A 21,317-nucleotide genomic window follows, 5' to 3' on the forward strand; every position below is an offset into this window, starting at 1 on the left:
TTTATTTTAAACCATACCTAATAATCATTTCTTCAGCAGACATAGTTGAATACCCCGCTCCTTTAACTACTCCATTTTGTGTATATGTATAAATAGACTGCCCAGAACTATTTGCTCCCATATACCAACTTTTTCCATATGAATCTACGCCTAATGGTCTTGTATTAGCTAGTTTTTGTATCAAAGCTCTATTCGCAGGAGTATCAGCAAGTTTGCCACTGCCCTTAAATAAATGATTTGCTAACCTTCCCTCAGGTATAGCGTTAACTATACTAAATCCTTTAGCAGAAACTAATTCAGAAGCTATAGCAGGTAGTACAAAAGAACCAACCCCCTCAATGTAATTCAACATTGTTTCCTTAGCTCTTGCAGTCTCTCCTGTTGGATTAACCCAACCATCATAAGCCATTCGGAAATTGCCCATGAAACTCTTATCATTTTTTCGCTGATAATTTACATTTGTTATTCCGGCTTTATTAAGATCTTTTATACTATTATATATATCAATAGATCCGTCATTATTATGGACGGAGAAAACATCAGTTGGGTCTCCTTCCCAATCAGTACTGGTTACTTCATAAGCATTATATCTCCCTTTTTTGTTATTATCTGGATAAACAGTCCATACTGTTATTCGACCTCCTTCACCTCCTGTTTCCTCTGCTCGCATCCCCGTTGGATCAATCAGATTAATCGGATTATTGTGTACATAATGATACGGATTCCAGGCAGGAAATTGTTCCGCCAACGGGTCCACACTCAAAAATATACTCGTTCCCGGATCGTAATAACGCGCTCCATAATAGTAATAGCCCGTTTGTGCGTCTAATTCCTTACTATTGAATTTATACACATTCTCCAGAATGTTATTGGTACTCTGTTCCACCATGACCTCTCCAAACGGTAAATACTCAATGTATTGAACCGGTTTTCCGAAGATATCTGTAATATAGGACGTGCTGCCTAGATGGTCACTATGATACCACCAAACCGGACCGTGTTCTTCCATTGGATTAGCTACAATAGGAACCTGTGTTGGTGGTTCATCTCTCCATTGGTCGTCTATGCCTGGGGGCAATACAATAGGCGGAAATTCTGGTTCTACCTCTTCTTCTGGTTCTTCTCGCGGTTTGGACGGTATCTCTAAATCACAAAATTGAATGTAAAACCCTCCTTCTGTGCGGATCCAACTTATATCTTCTCCTCCATCTTCTCCCGCAAAAACAATACCTGGTAAATCATAACACTTTTTACAATCCGCATCTTTACAAATCAAACACAAATAGTACTTGAATAATAAATCGTATATCTCTGGTTTATCTTCGCGATCTTTATAGTATTCTATGAAATTAAGAAATTGATTGTAACAATCCAACTCGAGGCGATTAAAATCTACAACTGTTCCTAAATCAATTGGATCACGCGTGATGGGATCAAGTGGAATTCCGGTAATCGGATCATAGACATAGCCCGTTTCTGGGTCAATTACTAAACCATCTGCTGTTAGTTCTACGCAACCTTCAGCGTTGATTTGCTCTAGTGCCGCACAATAATCAGTTCTTCCCACTATAGTTTCATAACTCACGCAATTTCCTTGTGAATCCCATAAATTACACCTCTCTCGATACAGTATATGTTGTTCCAAAATAGCTAAAATCTGCTGTCTACAATACAATTTCTCTGGCGTATTATAAAGTGAATGCAATAAAAATTCAACTTGATTTTTACAGATAGCCTCCGAAATTTGGGTTGTATTAAAAATCTCATAATTTCTAACTCCTCTTGTTAGCTGTGCAGTTGCACTACGCATCTGCCCCCTCATAAACGTAGGAGGAGACACCTCTACAGTATTGTAATCTTCTCGGCTAAAATCTTCCACATCTTCCGCTTTTCCTATACGAGAAGCAATGCGCTTTGCATTGGCATAATAGTGTTTGGTGTAGGTCCCCTTAGTACACACTAAATAACCATTAGGATACAGCACTTCTCCTGCATTATAGGATCCATGTAAGTTCATTCGGCCATTGATATTCAAATTGGAAGATACTGTAATTCGCTTGCCTACACGTTCTCCTTTTCCATCATATAAGTAAATGCTCGATAGATTTCCATCATCTGTAATATCTGTTATATTATTATTGGCATCCCAGTTAAAACTGCGATTTTGATATGCTACAGCACTCGAAGTATTACCCGATGTTTCTATAACATCTATATTTCCAGTTGCTGTATAGCTAAAACGTTGTTCAAACCCATTACCATTATCACTCATACCCTCAATACGAGTAAGTTGAGGGGATCTTGAATCTTCATAGATATAATTCCTTTTTATCGAATTTTCTGTATAGGTTATTTGTCTCGTATTTTTATCTATTACAGCATGCAGCTGTGTTTTCTTACTGATCGCATGGTCTTTGGTGTAGTGCATGTCCAACATATAATTGTGTTCTTCTAACAAGCCATCCCATTTTCCTGCTGCCGTCTTCAGTCGATTAAATGCATCATACTCAAACTTTTTACGATACGTTCCTCCGATATTTAATCGCCGATGCTGGCTAAAATTATTGTAAATCCCTTTCACATTATTATTTCGGTCATATCGATAGACATTGCGTAAAAACACACTGAAACTGTTCGAATTATTTGCTTGTGGTGCAGCGAATTGAGCAGCACGCAAACGCTCCGTTAGATCAAATTCCTGCTTCATTTCCACCTTATTTCCATATTGAATATAGTAGGGTTGATCAAAGTAATTGTACTTCACTTGACTGAGGTATTCGACACCTTCATCATTGATCATACTCGTCAATTGTCCCACACTGTTGTAGTGGTAGTTGACCTTTTCTTTATCGGGATACACTAGCTCCAAGATTCTACCCCAAGAATCGTATTTATACTTGGTTTTAAAGTAATGTGGTCTGCCATGTTCATCAGAAATGAATTTGGTCTCTTCTACGACTTCCCCTAATTTTCCATACTTAAATTGATGAGTACCGCTTCGATCGGTCATTAATTTTAAGCGTCCTTGTGGTTCATAGACAAAATCGGCATCAATCTGATTCCCTACTATTTTTGTCAAACGATTAAAGTCATACGTATAGTTAATCGTTTGACCCGTTGCGTCTACTTTGGTCTTAATTTGTCCTAAATCATCATAGGTAAACGCAGTAATACCTGAGGCAGACGACCACTTTTCTATGACCCTGCCCAGCCAATCATAGTCGTATTTCGTAAAGTGATCCATGGCATTGGTCACTTGTCTAACTTGCCCCAACGCATCGTAAACAAATTCGGTAGAAAGTGTTTGTCTATCGCCCAATTGACTTTGTATGACCGTTTGCCCTAGTTTATCAAAATAGTTTATCGTCGTATTTCCTTCAGGTAAAATAACTTTTTGAAACATTAGATTCCCTTCAAATCCATAGCTGTATTTCGTAATCGCATCGATTCCATAGATCAGCTGATCCAAGACGCGATCTTGATCGTCATAGGTTGTCAAAATCTTGCGTTCATCTATATCCGTTGTGGGATAATACCTCGTTAAAAGTCTTTGAAAAACTTCCGCTTCAGCTAAGCCTTCCAAGCCCAATTCTTCTAGATCTAATGGCTCACAATACAGCTCTTCTTCGGATAAATAGTTTTCAACTGCACGTCCAAATTCGTCGTACTTTGTTTTACCTGATACGGCAAAGCGAAGTTTTGGTGTTCCTCCCTCACAACCGATATACTCCTCGTCATTGGCCAGTTGTTTTTTCACTTGAATGACACGTCCCAACCCATCGGTTAACATACTGGTATGCAAAATATGGCCATCACCCAAATTGTGTTGCGTCATCGATGTGCGATTAGTCCCATAGGTGTTGCGAATAGTCCATTCGGCTTCATACGGTCCTTTTACCTGTAATAACCGATTAAAAGGATCATAATCGCAATGTATTTCTTCTCCATATACATCCCTGACCAAAACCGGTTGTCCAAATACATTAACTAATTGTCTAGTCACATTGCCAAAAGGATCCGTAATTCGCGCTGGCACAACTTTAAAATAATCGCCATGATACTCTCGATTTCCCATTTGCGGACTAAACGGACCATAATCGTAAGTATAACTAAAGCCTCCTGGTAGCGTTCTTTTGCTAATATTACCTAAAATATCGTATTCATACTTTGTTATTGTGAAATCAGCATCTGTTACATAATGATTTACTTGAGCATACTTCATCGCATCGGGTGTAACAGTGGCAGTGGTTAATCTCAACTGTTGATTGTTTGTAGTTACACTCACTCGATGGCTAATCGGCAAGGTCTTTACGCCTAAATTATAAGCAATATCAACAGTTAACCCTCGATCAATATCCATATACCTCTTGACATTTCCCATTGTATCATACAACTGAAAGTCTTGTTGGGTTTGGTTAACCAAAGCATTGCTTCCCGTTTCGTCTTGATAGGTCCAATTTTTCGTTTGTATACTTGTAACTATAGGCAATACAGCTAATTTTTCTGTAAACACGCTTACTTCGGCACTGGAGGTTGTAGCCGTATGTATATCATCAACAAGCAAGCGACTATCGTAAAACTTATAGGTATACGTGGTTTCAGTCAACGGTCGTTTTCTCTTGTCTAAGGTATAGGTTCTCTTCGGCAATCCTTTTTTGTAGAGGTATTGTTTTAGGCTAGAACTAGTTCCGGGTTGATATAGCTCATTCTCTGTCATAGCATCCAATAGATACGCTGTTACTGTGGTACGGAACGGGATGCCTTCCCTATTTAACAAGTGGGCTTTTGTTTGACCAAACCCCAAGAAATTGCGCTCTTTTCTGTCTTTATAGCCATTAAAATATTCATAAGCATAGCGGGTGGTATTTTCTCCATCTCCTTCAAAGCCATCAAATACATTTACTTTAGTTAATGCCCATTTTTTATACGGCATCTTATAGGTTGATCCGATAACCGATTGGTCGATTGGATTGACTACATCATAATCTAAATCAATTTTTGCTCCTGTGCTTTGGGTCACTGTTTTCAGCAAATTCGTACGTCTAATACGCGATTTATAAACCGTTATGCTTTCATTGCGAGTAGAAGTGACATAATCGATAAATCCATCCCCGTCAAAATCCATATACCGGCTTTCTTCTGTAGAAATATTGCGCCCTGAAGCTGCTCCTACAGATACACAAAATTTAGGTCCTGTCAATATAATGGGAATGGGGAAATAAACACAGATCGTTAAATTTCCATTAAGTCCTGCATCTATAGATTTCTGTGTTTGACTCCCTGGTAGACTGCGTCCTGAAGACTCAAATCCCATTCCTGTATTGATGTAGTACTGTCCATCTACAATTTTTTCGGGTAATCCATCACCATTTAAATCAATATAAGTTACCGCATCCTTAGAAGTACTTGTTGAAATACTTAATCCCGCAGCTATATCTAGATTTGATTGGCTAGAAAAGCCTAGATTGAGAGATCCACTTCCACTACCTCCTATGGTTTCTGTTTTGCTTTTTTGCAAAGGTAGACCCTGCCAAATTGAACTCTGCTGAAATACTCCGCCATAGTTTAACAACACTTTTCCATCACTTTGCACGATATCAATCAATCCATCTCCATTGATATCTACATAAAAACGCGAGCTTGAATTATTCGTTGTGAATTTACTTCCATTGAGGGAGCCACTAGCTTGGTTTCCTATTTTTGTATTCAAACCGGCCATAAAATTAGCGGACCTAGTTGATCGATCTCCTAATTTTGGACTTCCCGTTATACCGGCATTCCCTCCTCCTGCAAGAGTTCCTGAACCAGCAATTGAAGTTCTAACCGTAAAATCCGCTTGAACAATGCGACTCGAAAGCCCGCCTCGCTTGGCGGTAACTTGAATACGTTCACCTATAATATCAGGAAATCCATCCCCATTGATATCCAGAAATTCATTTAACAATTCACTCGATCCTTTCGTATCTGCACGCCCTATACTAAATCCTAAAAACCCCAGGGATTTGTTCGTCGTATTATTTTTGAAATGCGAATATTTAGTAATTCCCGCAGCGCCATAGTTACCAACAGCTACAGCCGGTGGACGCAAATCGGGTATATCGTCTGTTAAGAATCGCGTATAAGGACTGATTGCTGTTGCCGATACATATAAATGTTCATGACTCTCCCAGCGGTTGCTCTCTTTATTGGGCAACAACATGGCAAAGTACTCCGACATATTACCAGCCGCATTTTGAATGTTATCCATATCCAACTCTACTTGATCCAACGTTAAGGTAGTATCCGTCAGCATATTATTTACCGTTGAATTAGATGCTACCGCTGAAGGTAGAACATGTCTCCCTATAATCGGTTGGTATGTGGCTTGGAGTTCTGCTCCTTTATAAGCAAATTGTCCCCAGTTTCTGTACATGGCTCCCCAAGCTTCTGTTGACTCCGAAGTATATACATTTGCTTTTACTTTTCCATTGGTATCCACTCCTGACATATAGGAGCTAGGATTTGCCCCACTTGCCGTCACTTTAATCAAAGGTTCATTATCGCCTGATTGATAAGCATCTACTAGTTCTCCTATTTTGTGTTCCGTGGTGTAGTACTCAAAATAGTATCTCGCTCCTACCCTTGGTGTTAAAGAAAACGAATCCGTATCTCCCAGATTTTCATATCGATTGTTTGACATCAAACGCTGTTTCTGAACGATAGTTCCACTGGCGTCAAATTTATAACGGAACTTTACATACCCCTTCGGGTCATTGGGGTTACGAGTACTTACTAAAGATATAATACTTCCATTTGGATTGCGAGCGACCAAATAGACATATCGATCCTGACAAGCCGCTTCCGTACATTCCGGCAAACGGAAATTATTTCTTATGGTCACGCTCACCCGTGGACCTTCAGCTGTATACTCCAACGGAATATTACTCGTATGTACTTTACTGTAATTAGAGTAATAGGGCGTGATATACAGGTCGGGATTTGCCGAATCTAGCGAGACTAATTTGGGCTTAAATTTAGTATCAATCGACTTCCAATCTATTTCAGAATCACTTAATACCTCAACTTTTATATAGTGAAAACTACTAGGTACCGAAGTGATCGTTTCCATATCTAAGAGTTGATTTGGAGAGGAAAATGTTGTAATCCCCTCAATATTACTCGTTTTTTCGTAAATCACTACATCATTTCCAAGAATTGCTACATTTCCGCCTACCGTTGTTCCCTTCTTAAAATAGGAAACGCGAAGGGTTACTCTATCATTCTCTTGAACAGTAAAGCTAGGCCATTCTAGACGGTATTTCCCAGCTTCTTTAAACATAAGTTCAAGCTTGCTTCCTACAATAAATCCATCGGCATACGATGAGGTATGTCGAGAAGAGTAGCTCATCGGATCTGGATTTACCCCTGTATATTCTACTTTTGGGTTCCAAGAAATTCCTAGCTCCGCTATGGGTACTTGGTTCGTATGTACACGAAAAAAAAGCAGTTCCCCTTTTTCAACCGTTAGGGTATGACTATGGGTTTCTCTTGAGGAAAGCATCAAATTAGGACCTACAACAAAACTCGCAACCTCCATATTTGTTTCGTGAAGTCTCTCAATGGAAAACTTAACTCCGCTCTCAAGGCCAATATGTTGTTTCTCTATGGTACCTGTTACTCGTATTTGTCCTGGTTTTGGCGCGCGCCATACCATTACAACATCCATCGGACCATTGGTCATATCAACCTGTGGAATTGGATTTAATACCGGGGCAACCTCTTCTTCTTTTAGTATAATAACTGGACTAATCGAGCTGTCTAAACTATAGGAAGGCGCTTGGGTTTGGGGGTCTATAGATCCAAAATACACCCGTTCATTATCCACCACATCCAACAAACCATCTGCATTGACATCCGTCATATAGGTTGTTGTTTTGGATGAGCTCTTCGAATTGGTACGACTTATATTGCCAACAAATATGTTGACGCTAAGTCCTTTGTCACTATTTTCACTTCTACTATATCCTAAATTCGGTAAGTCTTTGATTGGATAGACGTCGGCTGAAAAATTATTGCCTAAATTCTTGCGGTAATAAAATTTGATCCCGTCTTTAAAAACCTTGTCAGGCAACCCATCGCCGTCAATATCCGTCATCATTACTTTGATTTCCGCATTGGAAGAGCCCCCACCAAACGTTCCCCCTATGGTGGCAGCGCGACTAAAAGGCAACCACGAATTAGGAAAAATAGGTGTCACAATTCCCGCTGAACCTCCACCATTAAAATTCGTCAATTTTCCTTCTGTTCCCCCCAAAGCAGATAGGTATACATTATACCTATCGTAATCCGTGGCATAATCTTTATAGGTATTGATCGTTTGTCCTGTACTTTCAAAAAGGGATCCCGTACCAATATCATCGTGATAATCGAAGGTGTATTCTTCTACTGTAGGAGGGGTATTGTCTGTAGTAGGTCCAAGAACATTTTTATTATTGCTATTTGTATTGATGATGCGATAAAGTAAACTCCTTCCAAACTGTCCTGCTTTGTAAAAAAATTGATATTCATTATACGCATATCCCAATGATTTTCTTCCTTCATCAGATTGCATCTGAGAGGCTTTAACTTCCATACTGATAAGAATGCGATCTATTAAATCCACACTCTTCGCCTCTACACCATAGCGATTATTTGTCTTTACATCTAAACGAGGTCCACTAGGAATATCTATTGTGTTTTTTCGTGTTATTAAAACAGTAAATTCATGTAAATTAGTCCCTGAAGTTGACAATATTGGATTCTTATTGTACACAATCTGTTGTAATTGATAATCGCCACTTGAATTTTGGGTATAATCATATTGCATATAATTATCAAAAGGATCCATGACTTTAGTCAGATGCCATTTACCTTTAGCGTATAGGTCAAAGTAGGAGGTCCATCCAGTAGATCGATCCTCTATTAGCCAGGTGTAATTATTCACAGTGCCTAAGCGTTTAATCACTTGATTGGGGTTGTGTTGCATCTTTTTGAATGTGGCAGTTGTCTGTCGGTTCATCAGCGGATCTTTATGCGGTGCATAAAGGTTGTTATCCCCTTGCACCAATAACAATTCTTCTCCATTCAACAAGTAGGATTCTGTTTCTTTGGCCGTATCGTACAAAGGCACCCCCCAACGGGTATCAACCGAAATTGTAGGAACGGATAAACTCCACCCCAAACCAAAATCCCCTTCATCAGCCCCACTGTTATAGTTGACTGATAAATCGGGAGTCATCCCTTGTCTTCCTTGAGGTAAAATCAAGGGAAAAGTAAGTGCTGCATCGCCGCGATCATTAATTTGAGGTATGCTGACCATCGGAATATTTTCCGTGGGGTTCACAGCTTGTATCCCACTCAGTGTCGTGGGGGCAAAAGCATCTCCATCGGGGCTCTCGGGCTCTAAAATCACCCCTGCTACATAGTCTGTAAAGTGAGTCGTTAAAGCGACCACTTGCTGGCTCTCTTCCAATACATCAATCACCTGAACCTTGGTCCATTGTTTGATCGTGGTATCGAAGTAAAACACCTGTATATCCTTAGCGCTATACCCACGGGGCAAAGCCGTAGCATCATAAGGCAAGCGCAGGGTAACTGCTTGGTCAAATTGAGTGCCATCTGGCAAAAAGCGATAAGCACTCTTCTCAGGAGTAACGTTTATTAACGTCATCCCTGTAGGCGCATAATCACGGGGTCTCAATTCTTGAATCGACAGGGTAAAATCTTCTTTAAAACTCGCCGATGGAAGTTCAATCTCCACTTGATCGTGTTGAAACACTTGGGATTCTCCTTGTTTTTGAACGGCAAATTCCCGGCGTTCAAAGGCCGTTGTCAACGGTTTTACCTCGGCAAGCACACAGGTAGTCAACCATTGGATTTCTTGTGTTGCCACTATCCTCCCTTCTTTTTTTACTTCTGCCAATAAGGGCGTGGCTAAAGAATCTTCCGTTGTTTCTAGGTATTCAAACGTATCATGAATAATGGGAATGCGTTTTCCCGAAATATACAATTCAACCCCTTGTATGGCAGCTACCACCCCCGAAATGTAGGCTTGTCCCGTTATACTATCGCACAGGGTTGCATTGACCTGAAGTATTCCTTCTGTCTCTTGGGCTAGGCGTTTTTCAATTTGCAAATTGCGCACCAAATAAGGCGATTCAGGTTGTTCACCTGCGGTGAATAAGACCGTATTCACCCCCTGTTTTAAATTATACGGCGCTATATACTCTTCTACACGGGTCCACGCTTGATTTTTACTTTGTATATAACCTCCCGTACTCGTAGTGGTATTGATACTTTTAGCCACTGCTGTTGAACTCGAAGCGCCATATAACTCATAAGACAACACATAAGTCGCCTGAGCATCAATGGCTTCGGGTATGTTCACCTTAAACAGGTTATCTTCGGGATCATCATAAGGTAAATCAGCGGACTTCCCAATTACACCATAAGGCAGATCAGCGGCATACAAAACAACCGATTCCCCAGCACGGTCAACGGTTGACCGAAAGACAGGAGTTTGGGCTTCTGCTCTTTTCTCTTTTCTTATTTCCTCCTCTACCAGTACTTCCTCTGTTTGATCGTCTATTTGCTCTTCTACTTCATCTGCCACTTGAACGGAAGATGATGCCACAATAGAAACTACATCATCTAGATTCACTGTATCGTTGGTTGCTGTATTTTTCGGTAGCAAGCGCTCTTCCTCTACATCCATAGGCTCGTAAAAATAAGCCGTTGGTCTAAGCTGAATTGGGTTGGCATAGGCGGCAAACACGTCAAAAACAAAACTTTGCAGCAAGCCGATTAAAATAAAAGTTGAGATTTCTCTTTGGTAACATTTAAAAAATTGCATACTCCTACGGTTTTATTTGACAATTAATTTCTGAATGGATGTTTTACTATTGATGATGGAAACCAGTAAATAGGTGGTCTTTCCTCCAAGTCTATAGGTGTACTCGCCCCCCTCAATAAGACCGAGTTGCTGGCGTTGCATAAACTTGCCTTCTACAGTATAGATGTAGAAATCCACCCGTTTGGGAGATTCAAAGAAATAGTGTACGTTAAATTCCTCACCTGCTTTCACTGGATTTGGGCTAACCAACCACTGCTCATCCAACGAAGTCGAGGTTTTAACCTTTCGGTTTACACTAAAGTCAAAACGCTGGTGTTTTCCTCTAAGATCCGTGACTTCTAAGCTAAAGTCACTGGGGTAATTCACCCGTAAGACAGGAGCCGTTGAGATAATTCTATCACCGAGATACCAACGATACCTATAGGAGGAGTTCGGTTTCTTGAGTTGGGGCTGTATTGTCAGCAAGTCTCGACCATTTAGTGTCCATGTACTTGGCATGACAATCAAATTAGACGCGTCAAAATCTAAGGCAATTGAATCGAGGGTTGCTTGTTGTTCGTGACTATCGCGTACCGTAAAGGAATAGGTCGACTTCGGTAGCTCACTCAAGGCAAATGGCGTATGTTCTGTCACAAAGAAGTAGGCTTCATGGGTGTTCAAATCCGTCGCTTGAATTGCGTAAGGCGGCTCACTTGCTCCAGTAGTCAACAATTGATAGCTGTGATTAATTCCCAAGGTATCTTGCTCTATATCAATAGCAAAAGGTTGTACTCGACCAATCGACCAATAGGTATTTGAATGCGTATTGACGGTGATATTTTTAAAGCTCAACTGTAAGGTATCGGTCTTATCCTGGGCGATCTCCCCTCCTGCAGCCGTATAGAGATAATAATCCATATCCTTTTCGGGAGCTACGGCAAGGGAAAAATCGACGAGTAGATCGTGATCTCCTTTATTTTGCACCAACCATTGTCGTTTGAATCGATTGCTTTGGGAATCAAATGCTTTTTCTTTGGCATTATCGCCGATCAACACAAAGCTCTGATTGGCGAGAATTTCCTCATTATCTGCTTTTTTCAACACAACTCCTGGCTCTTCATTACTAGAGGTCGCTAGTTGTTCTAGCCCAAAATAGCGATCCTTGCCAAGGCCAATAATATGGTTATTAAAGGCTGCATTGAGCTTTGCATCCCATAGCTGTACTCCATTACTGCTCCAATACTTCGTTTTATCCGCTAAGGTAATGCCGTATTTCAACGCCAAATACGTTTCTATTTTATTGCGGGTGATTGGATTTCCACAATCGTTACAAATTAAAACCTCGTACAGCGCGGTATTGGATTTGTCGTAGGTATTGTCCAAATAGAAAATTCGCTTTCCATTTTTATTGCGATAATTGGCATTGACAAAGTTAAAATTGACAATAGCGCCTTGAGCTAGATATGCTAAGTCGACCTTTACTTCCAGGTCTGATTTAATCACATCCGTATAGAACGTATGTAGCGCTCCATCATCATATATCGAAAAGAGCTTCTCATTTGCTTTGATGCTCTTGACAACATAATAGACGTATGTGTGTTGAGAAGTGGGCAATTTCTTATTTAGGATGGGAAACACACCTCCAAAGTGAATTCTTGTATTATAGTTAAATCCAGCTTTGGACATTCCTGTTGATAATCCCTTGACCCAGACCAACTGATGGGCGTCACTTATTTGTTGTTGCGAAAGGCAATTCAAAAAACAAAACAGGGAAATAAAAGAGAGTAAGGTTTTAAACATACGCTTAATTGTTTACGATTGGTTCGATAAGATGAAGTCGAATCCCTCAATAGAGAAACCCAATCCGTATTTGGATGATCAGGTAATAGGAAAAAATCTAGTGGTCAAAATCTTCTTTTGAAGATTGTTTAAGGGTACATAGCAGCATGTGAAGAGCTACTGAACAAAACATGTATTACTGTGAATTTATCCCAAAAAAAACACAAAAAAAAAGTCTTATTTGATATTTTAATCAAATAAGACTTAATTATTTTAAATTTTTAATAAATAAGAGACTTTATTCTTTAAAGACCCTTATATAGAAACAACTCCCCTATCCATGCCATTTAGTTGATGACAAACCGATAACCGTTATCTTGTTTTCAGCCATCCTGTAATACTATAACGGGGTTTGTGCACGGTTCTCACCTCGTGTTCGATGGACTTACTGTCAAAAATTACCAAACGCCCAGGCAGTGCATAGACAATTTCTTCTCGTTCACCACCTGCATCATCGGGTAAAAACAACACCAATTCCCCTCCATTAGCAGGTGTCCAATCTTTTTCATTGAGGTACAAGACCACCGAAAGCGTTCGACGCGTATCTTTGTGAAACACATCCAGATGGCGCTGATAGCCTGTTCCTACAGGATAACTCGCATAGTGAAATTCCCCTTCTTGGATACCTAAGTAACAAGTGCGATTGACATAAGTGATAAACTCATTCATCCTTTGGAAGTACATTGCCTCCACCTCATCAGGCGTTTGCTCATTCAACCACAATATAAAATCCCCGCGCACTTCCTCAATCACCTGCTCCTCACTGGCCTGTCCAATTGCGGCTTTTTTAAATACTTGCAACTCTTGTTTCATAAAAAAGTTAGCGCGCAACAAGTCAATTTCCCTCTCCGTGAAAAAACAATCAACCACGGCATATCCACGATTCACTAAATCGTGTATTATTAACTCATAAAATGAATTTACTTCAAAGTCACCCATATATCATTAGATAAAAACTAAGCAAAAATAATTTACAAGACAAAAAAAATAATGCGCAAGAAGCACTTTTTTTTAGGTTTAGCTATGTTAATTTTTTCCCAACAAGAATACAGTAGAACGAAAGAAGTAAAAAAAGCCTATAAAAAAAGCACGCCAATATGCGTGCTTCTGTATTATTCGTAAGGGAAACCCTTTATTTGACAATATAATCTTCATTTGGAAGGACCAAAGCCGGCAGTGGTAAATCCGAAATTTCGGAGAGTGAATAAGCAATAGTACTACACATTTGATCCAGGGCTAAATCGTTTTCCTCTTCGCCAAAAGGCTCGGCGATTTCAGCAACTACGGCATCCAATGCAATAAAAGTATAGGCGACAAACGCAACAAAAAACGGCATAGTCCACACAATGAGATCAATCAATCCAAAAGGAAGTAAAAAGCTATACACATAGACGGTACGATGCAAGATCACAAAGTAAACAAAGGGTATCTTCGTATGGACAATGCGCTCACAAGCCCCTAAAACAATAGACAATTGCTCTATATTTTGGTCAATTCTCGCCTGTGTAATCGAATCTATTCGCCCCCCTCTGTGCTGTTGGTTGACCCATTTTGTCAGTTCACTCAACAAAAAAGCAGGTTTAAAGCGCTTGGTCAACATTTCTTGATACAGTTCTTCTGTTACATACGAACGAACAATAGACCAATCTGTTTTATTTCTCAATTGTTTATTCAACGCATAACAAAAGGCAATAATCAGCCGAATGGCTTTTTGCTTTTCTTCCTTTGTACAGGTTTCATCTTCTTCAATATAATGCAACAACTGAAAGGCCAAGGAACGACTGTGAATGACCAAACTCCCCCACTGTTTACGCCCTTCCCAAAAGCGATCGTAGGCCGCATTGTTGCAAAATCCCAAGAAAATAGCCAACGAAATCCCCACTAAGGCAAAGGCTCCTACATTAAGGGGTATTATGATATCTGGAAAAAAATAATGACTCCAATACACCAACCACGAAAATAAAAAAATGGCTAATAACGTAGGGGCGATCTTTTTGAGCACCGATCCCTTCCAAATAAAAAGCATCTGTACAATGTGCTTTTTCTCTCTAACTATCATATGCTTAAGAATTAAAACCCTACAAAATTACAAGATAACAAACAAATAAAAGGAGATTCAAGCATTTAATTCTCCTTTCCTTCTTATCCTACTGCTGAGCAGTTGGTTCTATTTCACAAAACAAAAGCAAACTAAATATAATTTTAGACAACTCTAAAATTATATTTTTATAATACTAAATAACTTATACCTTTGCAGAGAGGTTGACGGTTGACAGTTGACAGTTGACGGTCAACAATAAATAATAAACTAATATAATATAACATGAAAATTAACTTACAACTACCAGAGTTACCCTATGCAAAAGATGCATTAACTCCTCTAATCACAGAAGAGACCTTCGATTATCACTATGGCAAGCACCACGCGTCTTATGTCAACAATCTCAAGGATATTGTTCAAGACACCGCTCTTGTGGAACAAACGGTGGAAGAGTTGATCCTAACGGGGCATCAAAATCAAAACCAAGGATTGTTTAACAATGCTGCACAGCACTGGAATCACACTTTCTTTTGGCATTGTTTATCGCCCGATGGAGGTAAGGTTCCCACGGGAAAAATAGCAGCGCTAATCCAACGTGATTTTGGAAGTTTTGAGCAATTCAAAGCGGAATTTTCAACAACAGCAGCTAAATTATTCGGCTGTGGGTGGGCATGGTTGGCACAAAACGACCAAGGTATTTTGGAAATTATCCCCCTAAAAGAAGCAAATACGCCGATAACATTCAACAAAACGCCCATTTTGACACTTGATGTTTGGGAACACGCCTATTATATCGACTACAGAAACGCTAGACCTAAGTTTATTGAGAACTTTTGGGATATCGTCAATTGGGAATTTGCTAATCAAAATCTAAAATAAAATGAGTGATACCTGTATGAATCACCTGGAGCGTTATTGGAAAACCTTAACTGTATCCAGCAATGAAAATTTTAATCAAAAGAACTATCTCGAAGCTTTAAAAGGCTACAAAGAAGCGATGTATCGAGCTGAAGTATTGAACAATCATTGGGAATTGTGTGTGCAATTAAAAATTCCAGTCATACAGGTATTCCTTATTTCTTGTAACAATTTGGCCTATACCTATGAAGAATTACATCAGTTGGACCTTGCGCAAAAGTTCTTGAAACGAGCTATTTATTTCTTGATTCACGTCATGGAGCACAACGATATTGCTGCTAGTGATGTTCAGGCTGATCTTAAACAAGCCTTATTAACCTATGCTGATTTTACCCAACGACACCAACGCAACAAGGCAACAGACAGCACTTGGGATGCCTTGATGCAAACCCTAACAAAAAACCAATAAACAAATTAAAATGCTATGATAGAACCTATTTTACAAGAAAATAACGACCGTTTTGTTATTTTTCCCATTGAACATGATGACATTTGGGATTTTTACAAAAAGGCAGAAGCTAGTTTTTGGACAGCTGAAGAAGTAGATCTCTCTTCGGATCTTTCCGATTGGCAACATCAATTAAACGAAGATGAGCGCTTTTTTATCTCTCGCGTATTGGCGTTCTTCGCGGCTAGTGATGGCATTGTCAACGAGAATTTAGCGATTAACTTCATTCAGGAAGTACAATATGCTGAAGCGCGTTGTTTTTATGGTTTCCAGATTATGATTGAGAATATTCACTCCGAAATGTATTCTCTACTCCTAGACACTTACATCAAAGATCCCAAGGAGAAAGACTATTTATTACACGCCATCGACACCATTGACTGCGTACAAAAAAAAGCCCATTGGGCACTCCAATGGATCGAGAGCGACAACTTTGCCGAGCGGTTAATCGCCTTTGCTGCCGTAGAGGGAATTTTCTTTTCGGGTAGTTTTTGTTCCATTTTTTGGTTAAAGAAACGAGGATTAATGCCTGGGCTTACTTTTTCCAATGAGCTCATCAGTCGTGATGAAGGCCTGCATTGTGATTTTGCTTGTTTACTTTACCTCAACCACATCCAAAACAAACTGTCAGAAGACACTATACACACCATCATCCAAGATGCGGTGGCCATTGAAAAGGAATTCGTCACCGAAGCACTCCCGGTTCGCCTAATTGGCATGAACGCTGACCTAATGTGTCAATACATTGAGTTTGTTGCTGATCGCCTACTCCTTACTTTGGGCTGTAGTAAAATTTGGCATGCGACCAATCCCTTTGATTTTATGGAACTCATTTCTCTACAAGGCAAAACGAATTTCTTTGAGCGCCGCGTTGGAGAATATCAAAAAACAGGAGTCCTGCAACAAGATGCTACGGCCGTTGCTTTTTCATTGAACGAAGACTTTTAAAATTAACCACTTATAAAACACACACTTATGCATGTAATAAAGAGAAATGGAAAAATGGAAGCCGTACATTTTGACAAAATTACCGCTCGCTTACACAAATTAGTTTATGGACTTGAAATTACAGAAAATGAGATTATTGAAATAAGCAAAAAGGTCATTCAAGGGATATACGACAAAGTAACAACCACTACTTTAGATACACTTGCGGCGGAAACTGTGGCAGCCTATACCACGACACATCCTGATTTTGCCATTTTGGCTGCGCGTATTGCGGTGAGTAATTTGCATAAAAACACCTTAAAATCATTTGCTGAAACAGCCGAAAAGTTATACCACTATATCGATCCGATCACCCAAACCCACGCCCCTCTCTTGGCTGAGGAAACCTATGAGATCATTCAACAAAACGCTGATCGACTGAATAGTAGCATTATATACGAACGCGACTATTCCTTCGACTACTTTGGTTTTAAAACCCTAGAGAAATCCTATTTACTTCGCACAAATAACGAGGTTGCGGAACGCCCTCAACACATGTTTATGCGGGTGGCTATTGGCATTCACAAAAATGATATCGATGCGGCAATTGAAACCTATAACCTAATGAGTAACAAGTGGTTTATTCACGCCACTCCTACGCTTTTTAATGCAGGGACTCCCAAACCTCAATTGTCTTCTTGTTTTTTACTGAGCATGAAAGAAGACAGTATACAAGGGATATACGATACGCTAAAGAATTGTGCCTTAATCTCCCAATCGGCAGGGGGGATTGGGCTGAGCATCCACAATGTTCGCGCTACGGGGAGTTATATCAAAGGCACAGGGGGCGTTTCCAATGGAATACTACCCATGCTGAAGGTTTTTAACGAAACGGCTCGATACGTCGATCAAGGTGGGGGAAAGAGAAAAGGTGCAATTGCTGTGTATCTCGAGCCTTGGCATGCAGATATCCTTGATTTTTTAGACATTCGCAAAAACCACGGCAAGGAGGAAATGCGCGCACGCGACTTATTTCCTGCGCTGTGGATTCCCGATCTCTTTATGCAACGCGTTGAGGAGGATGCTTCTTGGTCCTTATTTGATCCTAATGAAGTTCAAGACCTTTGCGATTTATATGGCGACGCTTTTAACACCCAATACCAAGCCTATGAACGAGCCGATAAAGCCCGTCAAACCCTGCCCGCTAGAGCCTTGTGGCAGGCCATCGTAGAGACGCAAATTGAAACTGGTACGCCTTTTATGTGCTATAAGGATGCGGCCAATGAAAAATCCAACCAGAAGAACTTAGGCACTATTCGCAGTTCCAACTTGTGTACGGAAATTATGGAATACACCAATTCCCAAGAAATAGCCGTCTGTAATCTCGCCTCTATTGCCCTTCCCCGCTATGTTGAACACGGAAACTTCGACTTTCCAAAACTGTATGAAGTCACGCAAATCATCACGAGAAACCTCAACAAAATTATTGATCACAACTATTATCCCCTTGAGGAGACGGCGTATTCGAATAAGCGTCATCGCCCCATTGGTATTGGGGTACAAGGTTTGGCCGACGTATTTATGTTGTTGCGTTTACCTTTCGAAAGTGAGGAAGCACAAGCGCTAAATCGCGACATCTTTGAAACGATTTACTATGCCGCTTTAGAGGCTTCCATGAACTTAGCTAAAGAAAGCGGAAGCTATGAAACCTTCGCTGGTTCGCCTCTTTCTAAAGGGTTATTTCAGTTCGATTTATGGAAGACTTCTCCATCAGATCGATGGGATTGGTCGAGCTTACGAGAAGAAATTATCCGCCATGGCGTGCGCAATTCCCTTCTGCTTGCTCCTATGCCAACAGCTTCCACCTCGCAAATTTTAGGCAATAACGAGTGCTTTGAACCTTATACCAGCAATATTTACAACCGCCGAGTGCGCTCTGGGGAATTTGTCGTGGTGAACAAACACCTGCTTCAAGATTTAATTCAACTGAATTTGTGGAATGCTACTGTGAAGAATCAACTCATTGCAGCAAATGGCTCCATTCAATCCCTGCCCAACATTCCGGATGACATCAAAGCGCTGTACAAAACTGCATGGGAAATCAAGCAAAAATCCCTGATTGATATGGCGGCAGATCGAGGAGCATTTATCTGCCAATCCCAATCACTCAACCTATTTTTAGCAGAACCTACAGCTAGTAAACTGACTTCTATGCACTTTTATGCCTGGAAAAAAGGGCTGAAAACTGGCATGTACTACTTGCGAACAAGACCAGCCGTAGACGCCATCAAATTTACCGTTGATACGGCTCTACTTCAACAACCTACTTCAACAACAAGCTGCGCGCTAGACGATCCGGAATGCCTGTCTTGCGGAAGTTGATTTTATATGTGAGATTTGTTCGGTTTGCGCAAACCGCGCAAACCGCGCAAACCGCGCAAAAAACAAATCGAAGATTCATCGAACACCAAAACAAAATATAAACCAGGTGAGATACACCGCGCAAACCGCGCAAACCGCGCAAACCGTGCAAACCGTGCAAACCGTGCAAACCGCGCAAACCGTGCAAACCGTGCAAACCGTGCAAACCGTGCAAACCGTGCAAACCGTGCAAACCGCGCAAACCGTGCAAACCGCGCAAAAAACAAATATAAACTCAGTGAGATAAACCGTGCATTTTTGGTACAGTTTATGTGCATAAAAAGACCTGTACTCATCTAAATTGAGTATTTTTACTTTTTTATTCACCCTTTTTAATCCGGATCAACATGCAACAAAAACAAGAAAAGCCTATTTCATTAACACAATCACTAATCCCCGTCGTATTACTTGTTGTTTTATTGGCTATTAATGTTTTTGTATTCCGGGATGAGGCTTTATCAGGCACGAATCAATTTATTTTACTCCTCGGTGGAGCGATTGCCATTCTAGTAGGAACGTACAATCGCGTTTCTTATGACAAAATACTAACTCAGATTATCAATAACGTTCGAGACACCTCGAATGCGATTTATATCCTATTACTCGTAGGAGCCTTATCTGGGACCTGGTTGTTGAGCGGTATTATCCCCACGATGATCTACTATGGATTGGAAATATTACACCCTTCGATCTACCTCCCGGCCTGTGTGATTATTACCTCTATTATTTCAATTGCAACAGGAAGCTCATGGACCACTTCAGCAACCGTTGGTATAGCTTTGGTAGGCATTGGCAATGCCTTAGGTATGCCGTTAGGGGTGATTGGTGGTGCAGTGATTTCAGGTGCCTATTTTGGGGATAAATTATCTCCCCTATCAGACACGACAAACTTAGCTCCTGTTATGGCAGGAACGGATTTGTTTACCCACATCCGCTATATGCTCTACACTACAGTGCCTACGTATGTGGTCACCCTCATCCTATTCGTGATCTTGGGTTTTCTATACAGCGCTAATGGTGAAGTAAATACGCAAGAAACTCTTGATGCAATACGCAGTACCTTTCACATTACTCCCATTCTGTTTATTGTTCCCATTTGTGTAATCGCCTTAATTGTCAAAAAAGTACAACCAATTGCAGCCTTGTTAATTGGAACTTTACTAGGGGCTGTCTTTGCCCTTATATTCCAACCCGACATCGTTGTTCACGTTGCTGGTGGTGAGGTCTTTAATTTCTATAATGCATACAAAGGCGTAATGCTTGCCTTGACGACAGACATCCGCATTCTATCGCCTTTAGAAAGCCTCAATGGCTTATTTGAAGCAGGCGGTATGGCTAGCATGCTCAACACGGTTTGGCTAATTTTATGTGCGATGTTTTTCGGGGGAACCATGGAAGCAATCGGGGCACTCCAAAAAATCTCCCATGCGCTATTGCGCGTGGCCACAAGCTTATTTGGATTGTTCGCAAGTACAGTGGCGAGCTGTTTAGCCGTTAATATCACAACTTCGGATCAATATTTATCAATTGTCGTGCCTGGTAAAATGTTTGCTGAGGCATACAAACAAAAAGGATTGGCGCCTGAAAACTTGAGTCGAACCTTAGAAGATTCGGGTACAGTAACCTCAGTATTAATTCCGTGGAATACCTGTGGAGCCTATCATGCAGGAGTGTTGGGCATTCCGACGTTGACGTATTTACCCTATGCCTTTTTCAACTACCTAAGCCCTTTTGTAACCTTGTTATACGCGGCTTTAGACATTAAAATTAGGCGAATTGTCAAGAAGGACTAAGCCATAACAATCAAATCCCTCCTTTTGCGCCCTATACTGTAAGAAATCATAAAAATGCAGCAACAGAATGAAGAATATACC

General features: G+C 40.4%; 10 protein-coding genes. 6 read left to right on the forward strand and 4 right to left on the reverse strand.

Features of this window, described 5'->3' with window-relative positions; all coding sequences use genetic code 11:
• Position 1: 1 nt before the first annotated feature.
• From H4K35_RS03960 to H4K35_RS03975, 4 genes are all read right to left on the reverse strand, one after another.
• Complete coding sequence (locus H4K35_RS03960) at positions 2-10,870, reverse strand: RHS repeat-associated core domain-containing protein (RefSeq protein ID WP_182626097.1); 10,869 nt, start codon at positions 10,868-10,870, stop codon at positions 2-4.
• A 12-nt stretch (positions 10,871-10,882) separates the two neighbouring features.
• Positions 10,883-12,649, reverse strand: coding sequence for a hypothetical protein (locus H4K35_RS03965; protein WP_182626098.1), 1,767 nt, complete (start codon positions 12,647-12,649; stop codon positions 10,883-10,885).
• A gap of 351 nt (positions 12,650-13,000) precedes the next feature.
• Positions 13,001-13,627: a 2OG-Fe(II) oxygenase gene (locus tag H4K35_RS03970; protein WP_182626099.1), complete on the reverse strand. Its 627-nt coding sequence runs from the start codon at positions 13,625-13,627 to the stop codon at positions 13,001-13,003.
• A gap of 193 nt (positions 13,628-13,820) precedes the next feature.
• On the reverse strand, positions 13,821-14,747 hold the full coding sequence (locus H4K35_RS03975) for a bestrophin family protein (protein ID WP_182626100.1): 927 nt from the start codon (positions 14,745-14,747) through the stop codon (positions 13,821-13,823).
• A 270-nt stretch (positions 14,748-15,017) separates the two neighbouring features.
• Between H4K35_RS03975 and H4K35_RS03980 the strand changes: the two genes are divergently transcribed.
• The 6 genes from H4K35_RS03980 to nhaC all read left to right on the forward strand — a co-directional run bounded on the left by H4K35_RS03980 (position 15,018) and on the right by nhaC (position 21,236).
• A complete protein-coding gene (locus H4K35_RS03980; RefSeq protein WP_182626293.1) occupies positions 15,018-15,608 on the forward strand; it encodes a superoxide dismutase in 591 nt (196 codons plus the stop codon).
• A gap of 1 nt (position 15,609) precedes the next feature.
• Positions 15,610-16,056, forward strand: coding sequence for a tetratricopeptide repeat protein (locus H4K35_RS03985; protein ID WP_182626101.1), 447 nt, complete (start codon positions 15,610-15,612; stop codon positions 16,054-16,056).
• 15 nt (positions 16,057-16,071) lie between these two features.
• The gene (locus tag H4K35_RS03990) at positions 16,072-17,043 is read left to right on the forward strand and encodes a ribonucleotide-diphosphate reductase subunit beta (protein WP_182626102.1); all 972 of its coding nucleotides are present in this window, start codon (positions 16,072-16,074) and stop codon (positions 17,041-17,043) included.
• 27 nt (positions 17,044-17,070) lie between these two features.
• Positions 17,071-19,404: a ribonucleoside-diphosphate reductase subunit alpha gene (locus H4K35_RS03995; RefSeq protein WP_182626103.1), complete on the forward strand. Its 2,334-nt coding sequence runs from the start codon at positions 17,071-17,073 to the stop codon at positions 19,402-19,404.
• Between the two features lie 106 nt (positions 19,405-19,510).
• Positions 19,511-19,690 carry a hypothetical protein gene (locus tag H4K35_RS15650; protein ID WP_220497649.1) on the forward strand — a complete coding sequence of 60 codons (180 nt, stop codon included), beginning with the start codon at positions 19,511-19,513 and terminating at the stop codon, positions 19,688-19,690.
• 100 nt (positions 19,691-19,790) lie between these two features.
• A complete protein-coding gene (gene nhaC, locus H4K35_RS04005; protein ID WP_182626105.1) occupies positions 19,791-21,236 on the forward strand; it encodes a Na+/H+ antiporter NhaC in 1,446 nt (481 codons plus the stop codon).
• Positions 21,237-21,317 lie beyond the last annotated feature (81 nt).

The sequence above is a fragment of the Myroides sp. NP-2 genome (assembly GCF_014145665.1).
Classification (GTDB): Bacteria; Bacteroidota; Bacteroidia; order Flavobacteriales; family Flavobacteriaceae; genus Flavobacterium.